The organism is Mycobacterium sp. DL (assembly GCF_039729195.1).
Lineage (GTDB): Bacteria > Actinomycetota > Actinomycetes > Mycobacteriales > Mycobacteriaceae > Mycobacterium > Mycobacterium hippocampi_A.
On the sequence record NZ_CP155796.1, the window covers coordinates 19276 to 34567 of the forward strand.

Sequence of the window (15292 nt, forward strand, 5' to 3'; positions counted from 1 at the left end):
GGTAGCCTGTCTGGCATGCAGGTGTTGGTCGTCGACAACTACGACAGCTTCGTGTTCAACCTGGTCCAGTACCTGGGCCAGCTCGGCGTGGACGCGAAGGTCTGGCGCAACGACGACGACCGGTTGTCCGACGAGGTCAGCGTCGCCGAAGAGTTCGACGGTGTGCTGCTCAGCCCCGGACCGGGCACGCCCGAGCGGGCCGGTGCCTCCATCCCGCTGGTCCACGCGTGTGCCACCGCAGGCACTCCCCTACTCGGTGTGTGCCTGGGGCACCAGGCCATCGGGGTGGCATTCGGCGGCACCGTCGATCGCGCGCCCGAACTGCTGCACGGCAAGACCAGCACCGTCCACCACTCGAATGCCGGTGTGCTGAAAGGCCTCCCGGATCCGTTCACCGCGACGCGGTACCACTCGTTGACGATATTGCCCGATACGGTGCCTGCCGAACTCGAGGTGACCGCGCGGACCGAAGGCGGCGTCATCATGGGTGTACGCCACGTCGACCTACCGATCCACGGTGTGCAGTTCCACCCCGAATCGATCCTCACCGAAGGCGGGCATCGAATGCTCGCCAACTGGCTTGCCTACTGCGGTGCAGCGCCCGCCGAGGAACTCGTCCGTCGCCTCGAGGATGAGGTGGCCGGCGCGGTGCAGGCCGCTACGACGCGAAGTTCAGCGTGATCCTGGCGCCGAAGGTCACATCGGAGCCGGCCGCCGGGCTCTGATTCACCACGGCGTTGGTGCGTTGACCGCTGTTCTGCACGTCGCCGCCCTTGTCGAGGACGCCGGTCCAGCCCAGCGCACGCAGCCGAGGCTCGGCGTCGGTCCAGAACATCCCGGACAGGTCGGGCATCACGAACTGGTTGCCCCGCGACACCTGGATCTGGATGAGGGTGTCCTCCGGAACAGTCTGGGCGACAGCGGGATCGGTGCCCAGTACCTGGCCTGCGGTGGTGGTGCTGTCCACCTCGACCGGTACCGAGTTCGCGAATCCGGATGCCGAGAGGATCTGCTGACAGACCGCCACGGTCTGGCCGACACAGTCGGGCACCGCCGCCGTCGCCGGCCCGGTTCCGACGACGACGGTGATCTCGTTGGTGATCGCCGAGGTCTGGTTGGCCGGCGGCACCGTCGACAGCACCCGGTCGCGCTGCTCGGGGAGCGAGGCGGACGCGGTGCGCCGGAACCGCTCGAAGCCGGCGTCGGTGAGTTCCTGGACCGCGTCGGCGTAACTCAGACCGGAGACGTCGGGCACCTCACGCTGCTCGGGTCCGGTCGAGACGTTGAGAGTGATCTCGTCGCCCGCCGCGACGGACGCGTTGGCCGCGGGATCAGTGCTGATCACGTGATCGGGTGGCACCTCGGAGTCCGGGTTGCGCTGCAGCGTGGTCGTGAACCCGAGGTTCTGCAGTGCGGCGATCGCGTCGTCGGACACCTGACCGCTGACATCGGGAACCTGCACGTCGCGGGTCTCTCCGCCGAATGAGTTGATCGCGATGGTGACCACGACGGTGAGCACGGCCAGAATCGCCACCGCCGCCAGCCAGCGTCCGACCGAACCGCGCCGCGCGCGTTCTTCGTAGCGTGGTTGGTGGCGCCCCACCTGGTCGAGTTGTTCGGTGCGACCGTCGGACGTTCCCGCGGACAGCAGCGACGTCCGTTCGGCATCGGTGAAGATCTTCGGCGCATCCGGTGTCTCGCCGCTGTGCACCTTGACCAGATCGGCGCGCATCTCGGCGGCGGTCTGGTAGCGGTTGTCGGGGTTCTTGGCCAACGCCTTGAGCACGACGGCGTCGAGTTCGGGGGAGATGCCGCTGTAGCGCTCCGACGGCGGGACCGGGTCCTCCCGGACATGCTGGTAGGCCACGGCGACGGGGGAGTCACCAACAAAAGGGGGCTCGCCGGTGAGCATTTCGTAGAGCACACAGCCCAGCGAGTACACGTCGGAACGGGCGTCGACCTTCACGCCGCGGGCCTGTTCGGGCGACAGGTACTGCGCGGTGCCGATCACGGCCGCGGTCTGCGTGACGGGGTTGGCGGCATCGGCCAGCGCGCGGGCGATGCCGAAGTCCATCACCTTCACCGCGCCGGTCTTGCTGATCATGATGTTGGCGGGTTTGACGTCACGGTGGATGATGCCGTGCTGGTGGCTGAAGTTCAGTGCCTGGCAGGCGTCGGCGATCACCTCGATGGCGCGTTGTGTCGGCATCGGGCCCTCGCCGTGCACGATGTCGCGCAGGGTCACGCCGTCGACGTACTCCATCACGATGTAGGGCAGCGGCCCCGTCGACGTCTCCGCCTCGCCCGTGTCGTACACCGCGACGATCGCGGGGTGGTTCAGCGCCGCCGCGTTCTGCGCTTCCCGGCGGAACCGGAGATAGAAACTCGGGTCGCGGGCCAGGTCGGCGCGCAGCACCTTGATCGCGACGTCGCGGTGTAGCCGCAGGTCGCGTGCCATGTGGACTTCGGACATTCCGCCGAAACCCAGGATCTCGCCGACTTCGTAGCGGTCGGAAAGGTGCTGTGGGGTTGTCATCGCCGTATCTGTTCTGAGGGCCGTATCTGTTCTGAGGCCGTGAGGTGCCGCGGCACCGCGGGAGCGGCGCTGTCGAGGTGTCGTGATACCCAGTATCCGGGCGCGCCATCGCCGCCCGTTCCGATCGGGGCTGCAGCGGGTGTCTCCGGCGGCGCGACCTCGGATGTCGGGGTTTCGGTGACGGTGGGCGGCGGGGTGCTGTCCCTGCGGTCCTGCGCGTTGAGCACGATCAGGATCGCGATCACGATGGCCAACGCCCCGAGCACGCCCGCGGCCCACAGCAGCGCACGCTGGCCGGAGGAGAACGTGCGTCTCGCCGGCGGTGCCGAGCGGTGTTGGCTTCCTGCGTTACGGGGGCGCGCTGCGGTGGCGGGGGCGCGGCCTGTGACGTCGGCGGAGCGCTGCTGGATCGCCGGCGGCACCGCGGTGGGGGCGGCGCGTCCCAGCGACGGAGCGGCGTTGGGTCTGGGGGGGCGCCGGCCGGAGCGGACGGCGGCGACGGCGTCAGCGAACGGCCCACCGGACTTGTAGCGCATCCCGGGGTTCTTGACGAGCGTGATCTCGATCAGCTCGCGGACGTTCGGCGGCAGGTCGGCGGGCAGCGGGGGAGGGTTCTCCTTGATGTGCTTCATCGCGACGGTCAGCGCGCCGTCTCCGGTGAACGGCCGCTTGCCCGAGACGGATTCGTAGCCGACAACACCCAGCGCGTACACATCGCTGGCCGCGGTCGCGTCGTGCCCGAGAGCCTGTTCGGGCGCGATGTACTGGGCGGTGCCCATCACCATGCCGGTCTGGGTGACGGGCGCGGCGTCGACGGCCTTGGCGATGCCGAAGTCGGTGAGCTTCACCTGACCGGTGGGGGTGATCAGGATGTTTCCCGGTTTCACGTCGCGGTGCACCAGCCCCGCGGTGTGGGCGACCTGCAGCGCACGGCCGGTCTGCTCGAGCATGTCCAGCGCATGCCGCAACGACAGTCTTCCGGTCCGCTTGATCACCGAGTTCAACGGCTCACCGTTGACCAGTTCCATCACCAGGTAGGCGGTGCGGCCTTCACCGTCGATGTCGGTCTCGCCGTAGTCGTACACGCCGGCGATGCCTGGATGGTTGAGCATCGCGACGGTGCGCGCCTCGGCCCGGAACCGCTCGACGAACTCCGCGTCGGTCGAGTATTCGGCCTTGAGCACCTTGATCGCGACACGACGGCCCAGTCGGGAATCGACGCCCTCCCAGACCTGGCCCATGCCGCCGGTGGCGATCAGCCGTTGCAGCCGGTAACGAGCGGACAGGGTGACACCAACGCGCGGACTCATGAGGCCCCCCGCAGCGCTGCGGCGATGGTCGCTCGCCCGATGGGCGCGGCCACCGCACCGCCGGTCGCCGACAGGCGCTCGCCACCGTTCTCGACCAGAACCGCCACTGCGACCTTGGGATCCTGTGCGGGCGCAAAAGCGATGTACCAGGCATGCGGCGGCGTGTTGCGGGGATCCGTACCGTGCTCCGCAGTGCCGGTCTTGGATGCGATCTGCACGCCGGCGATGGCTCCCTTCTGCTGAGTCACCTGCTCGGCGGCGACCATCAAGTCCGTAAGTGTATCTGCGACCTGCTCCGGGACCGCCCGGCGCTCCTGGGTGGGCACCGTTGTGTCGATGTTGGCCAGGTCGGGTCCCTTGAGACTGTCGACCAGATAGGGCTGCATCGTGATCCCCTTGTTCGCTACGGTCGCGGCGATCATCGCGTTCTGCAGCGGCGTCAACGCGACGTCCTTCTGCCCGATGCTCGACATCCCCAATGCTGCGGCGTCGGCGATCGGGCCGACGGTCGACTCGACGACCTGCAGCGGAATGGGCGGGGGCGCCACGTTGACCCCGAATGAGCTTGCCGTCGAACGCAGCGCGTCGGCCCCGGTGTCGATACCCAGTTCGACGAACGCGGTGTTGCAGGAGTTCGCGAACGCGTAACGCAGCGTGGCGGTCGGACCGCCTCCGCAGGGCGTACCGCCGAAATTCTCCAACGTCGCGGTGCTGTTGGGCAACGGAATGTCTGCTGCCGCAGTGAGTTCGGTGTCGGGGGTGGCTCCGGCCTGAAGCGCTGCCGCAGTGGTCAGCACCTTGAACGTCGACCCGGGTGGGTACGTCTCGGAGATCGCACGGTTCAACAGAGGGGAGTCCGGGTCGTCCCGAAGCTGTTGCCAGGCCGCGGTCTGCTGGTCGAGATCGTGGGTGGCCAACAGGTTCGGATCGTAGGACGGCGCCGAGACCATCGCCAGGATCTTGCCGGTCGACGGTTCCAGCGCGACGACGGAACCCTTGCACGGGCCGTCGCAGCCCTCCTGCATCGCATCCCAGGCGGCCTGCTGCACCTGCGGGTTGATCGTGGTGGCGACGGTGCCGCCGCGGGGGTCCCGGCCGGTGAAGAAGTCGGCCAGGCGGCGCCCGAACAGCCGCTGGTCGGATCCGTTGAGGATGGTGTCCTCGGCGCGTTCCAGCCCGCTGCTCGAGTAACTCAGCGAGTAGAACCCGGTGACGGGCGCATAGGTCATCGGGTTGGGGTACACGCGGAGGAAGCGGAAGCGCCCCTCGGTCGACACGGAGTAGGCCAGCAGTTCGCCGCCCGCGGAGATCTGGCCGCGCTGGCGGGAGTACTCGTCGAGCAGGACCCGCTGGTTTCGCGGATCCGAGCGCAGGCCGTCGGCGGTGAACACCTGGGTCAGGGTGGCGTTGGCAAGTAACACCACGATCAGGGCCATGATCATGACGGAGATGCGGCGCAGTGAGGTGTTCATACCTTCCCGATCACCTCGGTGCTCGCCGCAGCGATCGGTGCGGCCGGCAGGGGCCCGGTGCCGATCGGCCGCCGTGCGGCGTGCGAGATACGGACCAGGAGCGCCAACAGCAGGTAGTTGGCCACCAGCGAGGAGCCGCCGTAGGACATCCACGGCGTGGTGAGGCCGGTCAGCGGGATCAGCTTGGTGACTCCGCCCACCACGATGAACAGTTGGATCGCCAGCGTGGTGGCCAAGCCCGCGGCAAGCAGCTTGCCGAAGCTGTCACGCACTGCGATGGCGGTCCGCAGCCCGCGGATGATGACGATGGTGTAGAGCATCAGCACGGCGGCCAGACCGACGAGCCCGAGTTCCTCGCCGACCGCGGCGATGATGAAATCGGTGGACGCGGCGGGCACGGTGCCGGGTTGCCCGTTGCCCAACCCGGTGCCGAAGATGCCGCCGGTGGCGAAGCTGAACAGCGACTGCACCATCTGGTACCCGGCGCCGTCGGGGTCGGCGAACGGGTCCCGCCAGGTCTGCACCCGGACCCTGACGTGGTCGAAAAGGTAATACGCCGCAATGCTTCCCGCGGCGAACAGTGCCAGCCCGATGACCACCCAGCTGAACCGTTCGGTGGCGATGTAGACCATCACCAGGAACGACGCGTACAACAGCAACGAGGTGCCGAGGTCCTTCTCGAAGATCATCACGCCGATCGAGGCGATCCATGCCGCAAGCAGTGGCGCGAGGTCGCGGGGCCGAGGCAGATCCATGCCCAGCACGTGTTTGCCTGCGCTGGTGAACAGGTTGCGCTTGGACACCAGCACGGCGGCGAAGAAGATCAGCAGCAGGATCTTCGAGAACTCCGCGGGCTGAATCGAGAAGCCCGGCAACCGGATCCAGATCTTTGCACCGTTCTGCTCGGACATCGAGCGCGGCAGGATTGCGGGGATCACCAGCAGAACCAGCCCGGTCAGGCCGCACACGTACCCGTACCGGGAGAGCATGCGATGGTCGCGCAGGAAGATCACCACCGCGGAGAATCCGAGGACTCCGACCAGGGTCCACAGCATCTGCTGGTTCGCGGTACCCCCGAGACCCTGCGAGGTGGTCTCGCCCTCGGCGATGTCGAGACGGTGAATCATCACCAGCCCCAAGCCGTTCAGCAGTGCAACCACAGGGAGTAGGAGCGGATCGGCGTACGGGGCGAACCGTCGGACGGCGAGGTGCGCGCCGGCGAACAACGCAAGGTAGGCGACGGTGTACTGAGCCAGATCCCAGCGCAGGCCCTGTTCTTGATTGGCTTCGACGAGCAGCAGCGCCACCGTGGTGATCAACGCCGCGAAGCCCAGCAGGAACAGCTCGGCGTTGCGGCGGTTCGGCAGGTCGGGCGTCACTGCGACGGGGGCTTGCGGCTGTGTCGTCACGACACTTCCCGGCAGTTCGTTCCCGGTTCAGGTGGTGGCGGCGGCAGCGCGGTCACAGTCGGTGACGGCGTCTGGGACGGTCGTGGGGTCGTAGGCGCGGGGGAGTCGGTGACAGTGCGCGGAGTCTCAGGCGCGGGGGTGGCACGTGGATCACCGCTCGGCGCAGTGGTTCCCGGTGCGGCCGCGGACGTCGTCGGAGTGGTGGGACGGGGTGACGGGGGCGGGGTCGTGGGGCGCGTCGTCGTCGTGGTCCGGGGGGCGCAGACGGGCAGCACCGACCCGCGGAGTTGCTCGATCTGACTGATCGCATCGTCGAGAGAGCCCGACGGCAGACCGGCTATGACCTGAGCGCGTTCGGAGGGGCGCATGTCGTCGACGCCGAGAAGCCGGCAGTCCAGGTTGTCCTGCGTCTGGCCTGCGCTGATGAGGGAGAGTTCGTTGCGGGCGTTCAAACAACCCAGAAGGTAGGGCTCTTGCAGCGAGACCCCGAGGAAGGAGCCCTGGACGCCCCGCATGATCGAGACCGTGCCGTCGTGGTCGCTGACGTAGTAGTTGTTGCGGACGATTTCGCGGCCGACGGCCAGACCTGCGAGCAGCACAAGGACCGTGACTGCCGCGGCGATGAAAATGCGCCGCCGCGAACGTGGTCGCGGCGGGGGTTCTTCAGGTTGCGGGACAACACGTTTGGCGACGTTTCGTTTCGGGTTGAACGCCGATGCCCGACCGGCGGCGGTGTTCGGTGGGGCTGCGTCGTCGGCCTGGCCGGAGACCGCCCCCGCCAGGATCGGCTGGGTCTGGCCGTAGTCGTAGTCGACGACGTCGGCCACCACGAGGGTGACGTTGTCGGGTCCGCCGCCGCGCAGCGCCAGTTCGATCAGCCGGTCGGCACTTTCGGCGACATCGTCGATCTGCAGCGCTTCGAGGATGGTGTCGTGACTGACCGGGTCGGTCAGGCCGTCCGAGCACAGCAGGTACCGGTCGCCGGCGCGGGCCTCCCGCATGATGAGCGCCGGTTCCACCTCGTGTCCGGTGAGCGCCTTCATGATCAGCGAGCGCTGTGGATGGCTGTGCGCTTCCTCTGCGGTGATGCGCCCCTCGTCGACCAGGGTCTGGACGAACGTGTCGTCCTTGGTGATCTGGTTGAGCTCGCCGTCGCGCAGCAGATAGCCGCGGGAGTCACCGATGTGCACGAGGCCAAGCCGATTGCCCGCGAACAGGATTGCCGTCAGCGTGGTGCCCATGCCGTCGAGTTCGGGGTCGGCCTCGACGTGCTCGGCGATCGCCGAGTTGCCTTCACGTACCGCCGCGTCGAGCTTGCTGAGCAGGTCACCGCCGGGCTCGTCGTCGTCGAGGTGGGCGAGGGCGGCGATCACCAACTGGGAGGCGACCTCCCCGGCCGCATGCCCGCCCATGCCGTCGGCCAGCGCGAGCAGGCGCGCGCCGGCGTAGACCGAATCTTCGTTGTTGGCGCGCACCAGGCCGCGGTCGCTGCGCGCGGCGTATCGAAGGACGAGGGTCATGGGCGTAGCTCGATAACCGTCTTGCCGACCCGCACCGGTGTGCCCATCGGAACTCGTACTGCCGTCGTCACCTTCGCCCTGTCAAGGTATGTACCGTTGGTCGATCCTAGGTCCTCTACGTACCACTCCTGACCCCTCGGGGAGAGCCGGGCGTGGCGGGTCGAGGCGTAGTCGTCGGTCAGCACCAGCGTGGAGTCGTCGGCGCGACCGATCAATATCGGCTGAGTGCCCAGCGGGATGCGCGTTCCCTTCAGCGCACCGTCGGTGACCACCAGTTGGCGGGGGATGTGGCGACGGCCCCGGTTGGGCAGCAGCGAACCCCGCAGCGCCAAGCCGCGGCGCACCATCACCGCGCCGGTGGGCGCGTAGATATCGGTACGCAGGATGCGAAGCACCGACCAGATGAACAGCCACAGCAGCAGCAGGAAGCCGACACGGGTCAGCTGCAGTACTAGCCCCTGCATCTGACGTCCTCTCCGTCCCCGTGATACGCCTCGCGCAAGAGCTCGTAGGCGTCCTTTCGGCACCGCCACCATACGTGCGTGACGATCGACGTGAGGATCAAGCAGACCGGTTTACCCGGGCGGTCGACCCTCAGTGAACGCGGACGATGATCTCGGAGTGGCCCAGCCGGATGACATCGCCATCGGCCAGCTGCCACTCCTGCACCGGCGCATTGTTCACCGTCGTGCCATTGGTGGAGTTGAGGTCCGACAATAGCGCGACCTGGCCGTCCCAGCGGACCTCCAGATGCCTGCGGGACACACCCGTGTCGGGCAGCCGGAACTGGGCGTCCTGACCGCGGCCGATCACGTTGGCGCCTTCGCGCAGTTGGTAGGTGCGGCCACTGCCGTCGTCGAGCTGCAGAGTGACGGCGGTGCCGGCCGATGGGTAGTCGCCCTGACCGGGACCGTAACCCTGGCCTCCGTAGCCTGCCGGGGCGCCGTAGCCCTGGTCTCCGTAGCCCGCAGGCTCGCCGTAACCCTGGTCGGCATATCCGGCACCGGCTGGGGCCTCGCCGTAGCGGCCGTAGTCGGGCTGGGCGTAGTCCTGCCGGCCGTAGGCCTGGCCGCCCTGCGAACCGTAGCCACCGCCCTGGTCGGGGTAGCCGCCCTGCTCGGGGTAACCGCCCTGGTCCGGGTAGGACGGGCGACCCTGGGGCGGGTAGCCGCCGTCCTCGGGCCGGCCCGGGGGGCGACCGTAGTCGTAATCGTTGGAAGGGGCGCCGTAGCCGGGCTGCCCGCCCGGAGGCGGGCCGTAGCCTGCGGGGGCCTGGCGATAACCCTGATCGGGGTAGCCGCCCTGCGGAGGGCCGTATCCGGCCGGGGGGCGCTGCTCGTAGGACTGCGGCGGGTAGCCGCCCTGATCCGGGTAGCCGCCTTGGTCGGGGTAGCCGCCCTGGTCCGGGTAGCCACCGCGGGGCGGGTAGTTCGGATCACCCTGCGGGGGATATCCACCCTGGTCGGTCGGCGGCGGATACGGACGCTGGTCATCGGGGCGGGGGTAGCGCTCGTCGTAGTACTCGTCTGAGGGCCGACCCTGTCCCTGGCCGCGGTAACTCGGATTGTCGGTCATCGGTGGAACTCCTGGTTCTGCGTTGGACGAAAGTTCTCGAGGTGGGGCGGGATCGCCCTTGGTCGAGTCAGGGTTGACCGCACCACGCGCGCGAAACTGTCCGGTGTGCAGGTTGGACGACTGCTCGAATCTGACAACCACATCACCATACGTTTGCCACCCCTGCTCATGGATGTATCCCTCCAAGTGCTTGGCAAACGTGGTTGAGGTGATGTCCGGGTCGGCACTCACCTTGTGGTAGTCGGGCACACTGAGGGTAATGACGTAGTCGTTCGGGGCCAAAATTCGGCCGCCGTGCAGTTCGTGTGCACCGGTGTCCGCCTCGCGGCGGAGCAGCGCCTCTACCTCCTGCGGGACGATGGATCCGCCGAAAACCCTGGCGAAGGCGTCGCCGACGGTGTCCTCGAGTTTGCGTTCGAAGCGGTCGACCAAACCCATGTCCTCGACCGCCTTCCTCTGTGTAGTCGGTAATCCTGCCTGCGCGGTTACACCGCCAGCGTGTCGGCTGGCCGTCATGCTTGCATGCATGGTATCGGCCATGTCCGCCACTACGGGACCAACAGAACTCTGAGAATCGCATCGACGCTGGTCAAGGCGGTGCACTCACGGCGTTTGTCGGTGGAAGAAGCTCTGCCAGTACGTTTGGAACGAGGGGTTGGCTGCGTGATAGGCTCCCTCGGTCATTCGGGCGAGTGGCGGAATGGCAGACGCGCTGGCTTCAGGTGCCAGTGTCCTTCGGGACGTGGGGGTTCAAGTCCCCCTTCGCCCACAGCGAGCGGTTCGACGTAATCGCAGCACAAAGGTCACGAACCAATTTGGTTCGTGACCTTTGCCTTTGGGTGGGCCTTCCCCCGAGGGGCGGCGTTTTCACCGAGGCAGAGCGCCGAAGCTCACAGGCCGAAGAGATAGCCGTTGCATTGTGTGCCTATCAGGCACACAATGGTCTGCATGGCTACGAAGTCGGAGCGGTTCGCGGTGCGCCTGACTGCTGAGCAGGACGCGCTGATTCGTCGTGCCGCAGAAGTGGAGGGGACCGACCTGACCAACTTCACAGTGACCGCGACGCTGGCTCATGCCCGCGACGTGCTCGCCGATCGCCGACTGTTCATGCTCGATGAGCTCGCCTGGGCGGAGTTCGTGGCGGTCCTGGACCGGCCGGTGTCGCATAAGCCGCGGCTGGAGAGGTTGTTCGCGGAGCCGTCGATCTTCGACGAGTGAGCGGATACAGCGCGCCACGTCCGATCAGCGAGCACGATGTGGTCGCCGACTTCGACAGCGGCGAGCCCACTCTGGATGGGTATCTGCGGGGCAGGGCGTTGGCCAACCATGTCGAGGGGGCCTCCCGGTGCTTCGTGACGTGTCGCGACGGCCGCGTCGTCGGGTTCTACTCGTTGGCCTCGGCATCGGTGGACCGCGCCGGCACACCAGGGCGGGTTCGGCGCAACATGCCTGACCCGGTGCCGGTGATCCTGCTGTCCAGGCTGGCGATCGACCGCAATGAACAGGGAAAGGGGTTGGGCGCTGCGCTTCTGAGGGACGCCATCACCCGGGCCGTGGCTGCCGCTGAAATCATCGGTGTACGAGCGCTATTGGTGCACGCTCTGCATGGACAAGCCCGAGATTTCTACGCAAACTTCGACTTCGAGCCGTCACCAACGGACCCGCTGCACCTGCTGCTGTTGATCAAGGACGCCCGAGCCCTGCTCGACCCGCAGAGGTGATCGAGATGCGCGGGCAGCCGGGGTGACAAGCACGGGCGCAACGCTCGCAGCCCGCCTTTCGTCCCGCCTCGAGGTCGACCTGTCCGCGAAAGCCGTAGGACGTGCTTTTAGGGGTTGCGGATTCGATGGTGGGGTGCCATTCTGTACGGCTTTGCTCTAAACCACCGACCTCCATAGAAGCGATGACTCTCACCGACGACAAACAGATCACCCCTTCCGCTGACGACGCCAGCGGTACCGGCCTGCGCGGCCGCCCGATCAACGACGTGGAGGCTTACCTCGACACCCTGCCCGAGGACGCCCGCGTGGGGCTGCGTGCTCTTGGGGAACTGCTGGTGGGTGTGACGCAACGGCCGTCGCGGTCGGAGGACGCCGACCGGTTCACCGCCCGCTGCCTCGGCGTGTCTGATGTCGCGCAGCTGATCGATGAGGATCGCGAGCTGGATCCGGTGTCGGGGCTGACTACTGCGGTCGCACTCGCCGAGTGGATGACCACCCACGCCACCGTGATCGAGGTGGGGCCGGGTGAGTACTCGCTGCCACCGAAGTGGACCCAAACCGAGGTTGGCGCACAGAGCTATGTCCACCCGCAGTGCCTTCGTGTGCACTTTCCGGCGGGCACGTTGCTCGAGGATGCCGGGTGCGTTATCCGGATCGAAGCCCGCCAAGGAGTGATCCGTTGCCCGGAGGTAAACGCCATTGTTGCCCCCGGTCATCAGGGCGGCGCCCGGCTGGTCATGAACCGACTGGCCGCACGAGCCAACGATCTGAACCCGTACCGCGGGCGGGCCCTACGCGCCACCTACACCAGCGGCCTGGAGCTGACGGTGATCGACCTGCCCACCGGGCTGACCCGTGACACGGTGATCGTCGACGAGCAGGTCTGGCGGGAGATCGACCTCGGCGTGACCGCAGTGCGTGACCGCCACGAGGTGCTCAACGCCCACGGTCTCGGCACCCGTCGGGGAATACTGCTGTGCGGGCCACCCGGCACCGGGAAGTCGGCGGTCTCCGCGGTCATCGCCGCCGAAGTCGTGGGCGCGTTCACCGTCATCTACGTCGAAGCCAAAGCCGGCGAGGAGCTCTTGACCGCGGTCGTCCAGGAAGCCCAACGCCTCGGCGGACCGGTACTCCTCATTCTGGAAGATGTTGACCTGTGGTGCCGCGACCGCCTCAGCGGCGGTGGAGGGCTCTCGGAGTTACTGCAGGCCATGGACATCGCCGCCGCCGCCCGCATCCTGACCCTGGCCTCCACCAACGATGCCGCCACTCTGGACAAGGCCGCGATCCGCACCGGCCGCTTCGATGCCATCCTCGACGTCGGGTACCCCACCCGCGCAGATGCGGCCCGCATCCTGACCGCCCTCCTCGCCGGCCTCCCCGGCGCCGACAGTGTGGACACTCACGCCGTCGTCACCACGCTGCCGGAACAAACCAGCGGCAGCGACCTGCGCGAAATCGTCCGTCGGGCGGTCCTTTCCGCCGATGACACCGGGCAGCTCGGCACCGCTGCGCTGCTCACCGAGGTGGGAAGCGGCCGCTACCGCGCAACCATTCCGGACGGGATGTACCTGTGATGGGAGAGAGCGACGGCGCCATTCCCGAGCACGCCGCGACAGAGAGAATCCGTATTCGGGGGCTCGGCAGACGGGCGTGGTTGGTCACCTGGTCGATTCGCCTGGTCCTCTGGGTTCTGGGCTTCACGCGACTGGTCCGGACGACGCTCGTGAACGAGGATGTGGTGCCCAAACGGGGCGCGGTGCTCCTGGCCGCAAACCACACATCCATGATCGACGTGCTGTTCCTCTTGGCGGCGCTGCGGCGCCAAGCGATCGCCATGGCCATGGCCGAGCTGTGGAAATCTCCGTTCACACGCTGGCTCGTCGAGGTGCTCGGTCAAATACCAGTCGTACGTGGGGATCCCGAGTCGGGCAGGCAGGCGATGGAGAGCGCTGTCGAAGCACTCCGCAACGGTGCGCTCGTCGGCATCTTCCCGGAACAGAAGTGCGTCAAGCCAGGAGAGGTGGCCCCGTACAGGCCGGGCGTTGCCGTCCTCTCCAAGCGGACCAATACACCGATCATTCCGGTGGGCATCATCAACGCGAACAAGGTCCTGCCGCTGGACAGGAAGATCCCTTCATTGAGGCACACCGTGTTCGTCGTCTTCGGTCAACCGATCGATCCCGAAGAATTCGCGTCCGTCTCCGACCTGCTCACGGAGACGCAACTGCGAATCACGACATTGACTCGAGCCCCTCACCGGTGATGTTGGTGATGGCTGTGGCGTCGCTGAAAACCGCGGGCATAGTGGAACCTGAGCACGGCAGAAACTAGCGGTGGAGGCGGGCATGTCGCGAGGCCACGCATGCAGGTGAATGGTGTCCGGGGAGGTACGCCGTGAGCCGGCCCGAGGTGGTGCTGATCACCGGCGGCGGCTCCGGCATCGGTGCCGGTCTCGCGGCCGCCTTTCATGCGCGGGGACACCAGGTCATCGTCGCCGGGCATGGGCGCGAGCGCATCGAAGCGGTCGCGGCGCGTCACCCCGGAATGGAGGCCGAGGTCGTCGATGTGGCCGATCCCCAACAGGTGATGGCACTTGCCGAGCGGGTGGGCCGGCGTTGGCCCCAGCTGGCCACCGTGATCAACAACGCAGGCATCCAAAACCTGTGCGACTTCGCCGGACAGGGTCCGCACGATGCAGCCGAGTTGGGGCGCGAGGTGGACGTGAACCTCAAGGGCGTGATCTACATCGCCAACGCATTTCTGCCGCTACTGAAAGCGCAGCCGAGCGCGCGGTTGGTCAACGTCGGCTCCGGACTGGGGTACGTCCCGCTCGCTGCCGCGCCGATCTACTCATCGACCAAGTCCGCGGTGCACAGCTTCACGATCGCCCTCCGGCGCCAACTCAAGGGGTCCACTGTCCAGGTCGTCGAGTTGATACCACCCGTCGTCGTGACCGATCTGCATCGAAATCTGGACCAGATACCGCCGCGCGCAATGGAACTCGACGTCTTCGTCGCCAAAACGATGGCCGGGTTGGACAAGGGCCAAGACGAGATCGTGGTCGGCTTGGCCAAGGTCCTGCAGTTCTTCAGTCGGGCGGCGCCCGGGCTCGGGTTGACGGTGGTAAACCAGAAGGCGGATTAGGCAGTCGCCACGGTCCTGCGTCGCGCGCGTGATGTGCGCAGGTTGGTGCGGTTGCCGCACGTCTTCGCGTCGTGCCAGACGCCGCTGTTGTTCCTTGAGCGGTCGTAGAACACCGAGTCGCACGCGGGTTCGCGGCAGCGCTTGAGCCGCTCCCAGGTCGAAGACCTTTGGCCGAGAACAACTTCGGTCCAGCACGCCGCCGCGATCCACTGCGTCCCGCTGCCTCGCGGCACCAGCTGAACCTCACCCGAACCGGCCAGTGAAAAACCGACTGTCCCGTCGGGCTGAACCGGGGTCTCCGGTGGTGTGTCACTGTTGATCAGATCGCGCAGCGTGGAACGCAAGATGCGCAGGCGTCCCGCGTCCCGGTCGGTCAGCACCATTGCCGGCGCAGGCAGGCCCGAGACCTCCGACCACGCTGCCAGTGCGTCGACTGCCCAGGCCGACGCGGTGGCGCCGTCGCCGAGCAGATCGGCGCCGTAGGGCGCGATGGCCCGGGTGTTCATCAAGTCCTGGACGAGCGCCAACCCCGACGGCGCTAGCCGGAGTCGGTAGCGGGTGGTGGCCGGCCACGATGGTGACATAGGTCAACACTACTTGAC

General features: G+C 67.2%; 13 protein-coding genes, 1 tRNA gene and 1 pseudogene. 7 read left to right on the top strand and 8 right to left on the bottom strand.

Annotated features, from left to right (window positions below):
* Positions 1-15: 15 nt before the first annotated feature.
* A complete protein-coding gene (locus ABDC78_RS00090; RefSeq protein WP_178357792.1) occupies positions 16-681 on the top strand; it encodes an aminodeoxychorismate/anthranilate synthase component II in 666 nt (221 codons plus the stop codon).
* Here the strand turns inward: ABDC78_RS00090 and pknB are convergent.
* The 7 genes from pknB to ABDC78_RS00125 all read right to left on the bottom strand — a co-directional run bounded on the left by pknB (position 659) and on the right by ABDC78_RS00125 (position 10260).
* Complete coding sequence (gene pknB, locus ABDC78_RS00095; RefSeq protein WP_178357793.1) at positions 659-2536, bottom strand: Stk1 family PASTA domain-containing Ser/Thr kinase; 1878 nt, start codon at positions 2534-2536, stop codon at positions 659-661. The genes ABDC78_RS00090 and pknB overlap by 23 nt on opposite strands.
* Positions 2533-3846: a protein kinase gene (locus ABDC78_RS00100; RefSeq protein WP_178357794.1), complete on the bottom strand. Its 1314-nt coding sequence runs from the start codon at positions 3844-3846 to the stop codon at positions 2533-2535. The genes pknB and ABDC78_RS00100 overlap by 4 nt, the downstream gene beginning before the upstream one ends.
* On the bottom strand, positions 3843-5318 hold the full coding sequence (pbpA, locus tag ABDC78_RS00105) for a D,D-transpeptidase PbpA (protein WP_178357795.1): 1476 nt from the start codon (positions 5316-5318) through the stop codon (positions 3843-3845). The genes ABDC78_RS00100 and pbpA overlap by 4 nt, the downstream gene beginning before the upstream one ends.
* On the bottom strand, positions 5315-6727 hold the full coding sequence (locus ABDC78_RS00110; RefSeq protein ID WP_178357796.1) for an FtsW/RodA/SpoVE family cell cycle protein: 1413 nt from the start codon (positions 6725-6727) through the stop codon (positions 5315-5317). The genes pbpA and ABDC78_RS00110 overlap by 4 nt, the downstream gene beginning before the upstream one ends.
* A complete protein-coding gene (locus tag ABDC78_RS00115) occupies positions 6724-8247 on the bottom strand; it encodes a PP2C family serine/threonine-protein phosphatase (protein ID WP_347133281.1) in 1524 nt (507 codons plus the stop codon). The genes ABDC78_RS00110 and ABDC78_RS00115 overlap by 4 nt, the downstream gene beginning before the upstream one ends.
* A complete protein-coding gene (locus tag ABDC78_RS00120) occupies positions 8244-8711 on the bottom strand; it encodes an FHA domain-containing protein (protein WP_178357643.1) in 468 nt (155 codons plus the stop codon). The genes ABDC78_RS00115 and ABDC78_RS00120 overlap by 4 nt, the downstream gene beginning before the upstream one ends.
* A 130-nt stretch (positions 8712-8841) precedes the next feature.
* Positions 8842-10260 carry an FhaA domain-containing protein gene (locus ABDC78_RS00125; protein ID WP_178357642.1) on the bottom strand — a complete coding sequence of 473 codons (1419 nt, stop codon included), beginning with the start codon at positions 10258-10260 and terminating at the stop codon, positions 8842-8844.
* 248 nt (positions 10261-10508) lie between these two features.
* Between ABDC78_RS00125 and ABDC78_RS00130 the strand changes: the two genes are divergently transcribed.
* The 6 genes and pseudogenes from ABDC78_RS00130 to ABDC78_RS00155 all read left to right on the top strand — a co-directional run bounded on the left by ABDC78_RS00130 (position 10509) and on the right by ABDC78_RS00155 (position 14690).
* Positions 10509-10591: transfer RNA gene (locus ABDC78_RS00130), tRNA-Leu, on the top strand.
* 143 nt (positions 10592-10734) lie between these two features.
* Positions 10735-11040 (top strand): annotated as a pseudogene (locus tag ABDC78_RS00135) (DUF1778 domain-containing protein); the annotation flags it as partial.
* Entirely contained in the window at positions 11037-11543 is a 507-nt protein-coding gene (locus tag ABDC78_RS00140) for a GNAT family N-acetyltransferase (RefSeq protein WP_178357640.1), read from the top strand. The pseudogene ABDC78_RS00135 and the gene ABDC78_RS00140, both read left to right, overlap by 4 nt.
* 182 nt (positions 11544-11725) lie before the next feature.
* Positions 11726-13120: an ATP-binding protein gene (locus tag ABDC78_RS00145; RefSeq protein ID WP_178357639.1), complete on the top strand. Its 1395-nt coding sequence runs from the start codon at positions 11726-11728 to the stop codon at positions 13118-13120.
* Complete coding sequence (locus ABDC78_RS00150; RefSeq protein ID WP_178357638.1) at positions 13120-13809, top strand: lysophospholipid acyltransferase family protein; 690 nt, start codon at positions 13120-13122, stop codon at positions 13807-13809. Before ABDC78_RS00145 ends, ABDC78_RS00150 begins: the two co-directional genes overlap by 1 nt.
* A 131-nt stretch (positions 13810-13940) precedes the next feature.
* Positions 13941-14690, top strand: coding sequence for an SDR family NAD(P)-dependent oxidoreductase (locus ABDC78_RS00155; RefSeq protein WP_178357637.1), 750 nt, complete (start codon positions 13941-13943; stop codon positions 14688-14690).
* Here the strand turns inward: ABDC78_RS00155 and ABDC78_RS00160 are convergent.
* Positions 14687-15274 carry a CGNR zinc finger domain-containing protein gene (locus ABDC78_RS00160; RefSeq protein ID WP_178357636.1) on the bottom strand — a complete coding sequence of 196 codons (588 nt, stop codon included), beginning with the start codon at positions 15272-15274 and terminating at the stop codon, positions 14687-14689. The two genes, ABDC78_RS00155 and ABDC78_RS00160, sit on opposite strands and share 4 nt — an antisense overlap.
* Positions 15275-15292 lie beyond the last annotated feature (18 nt).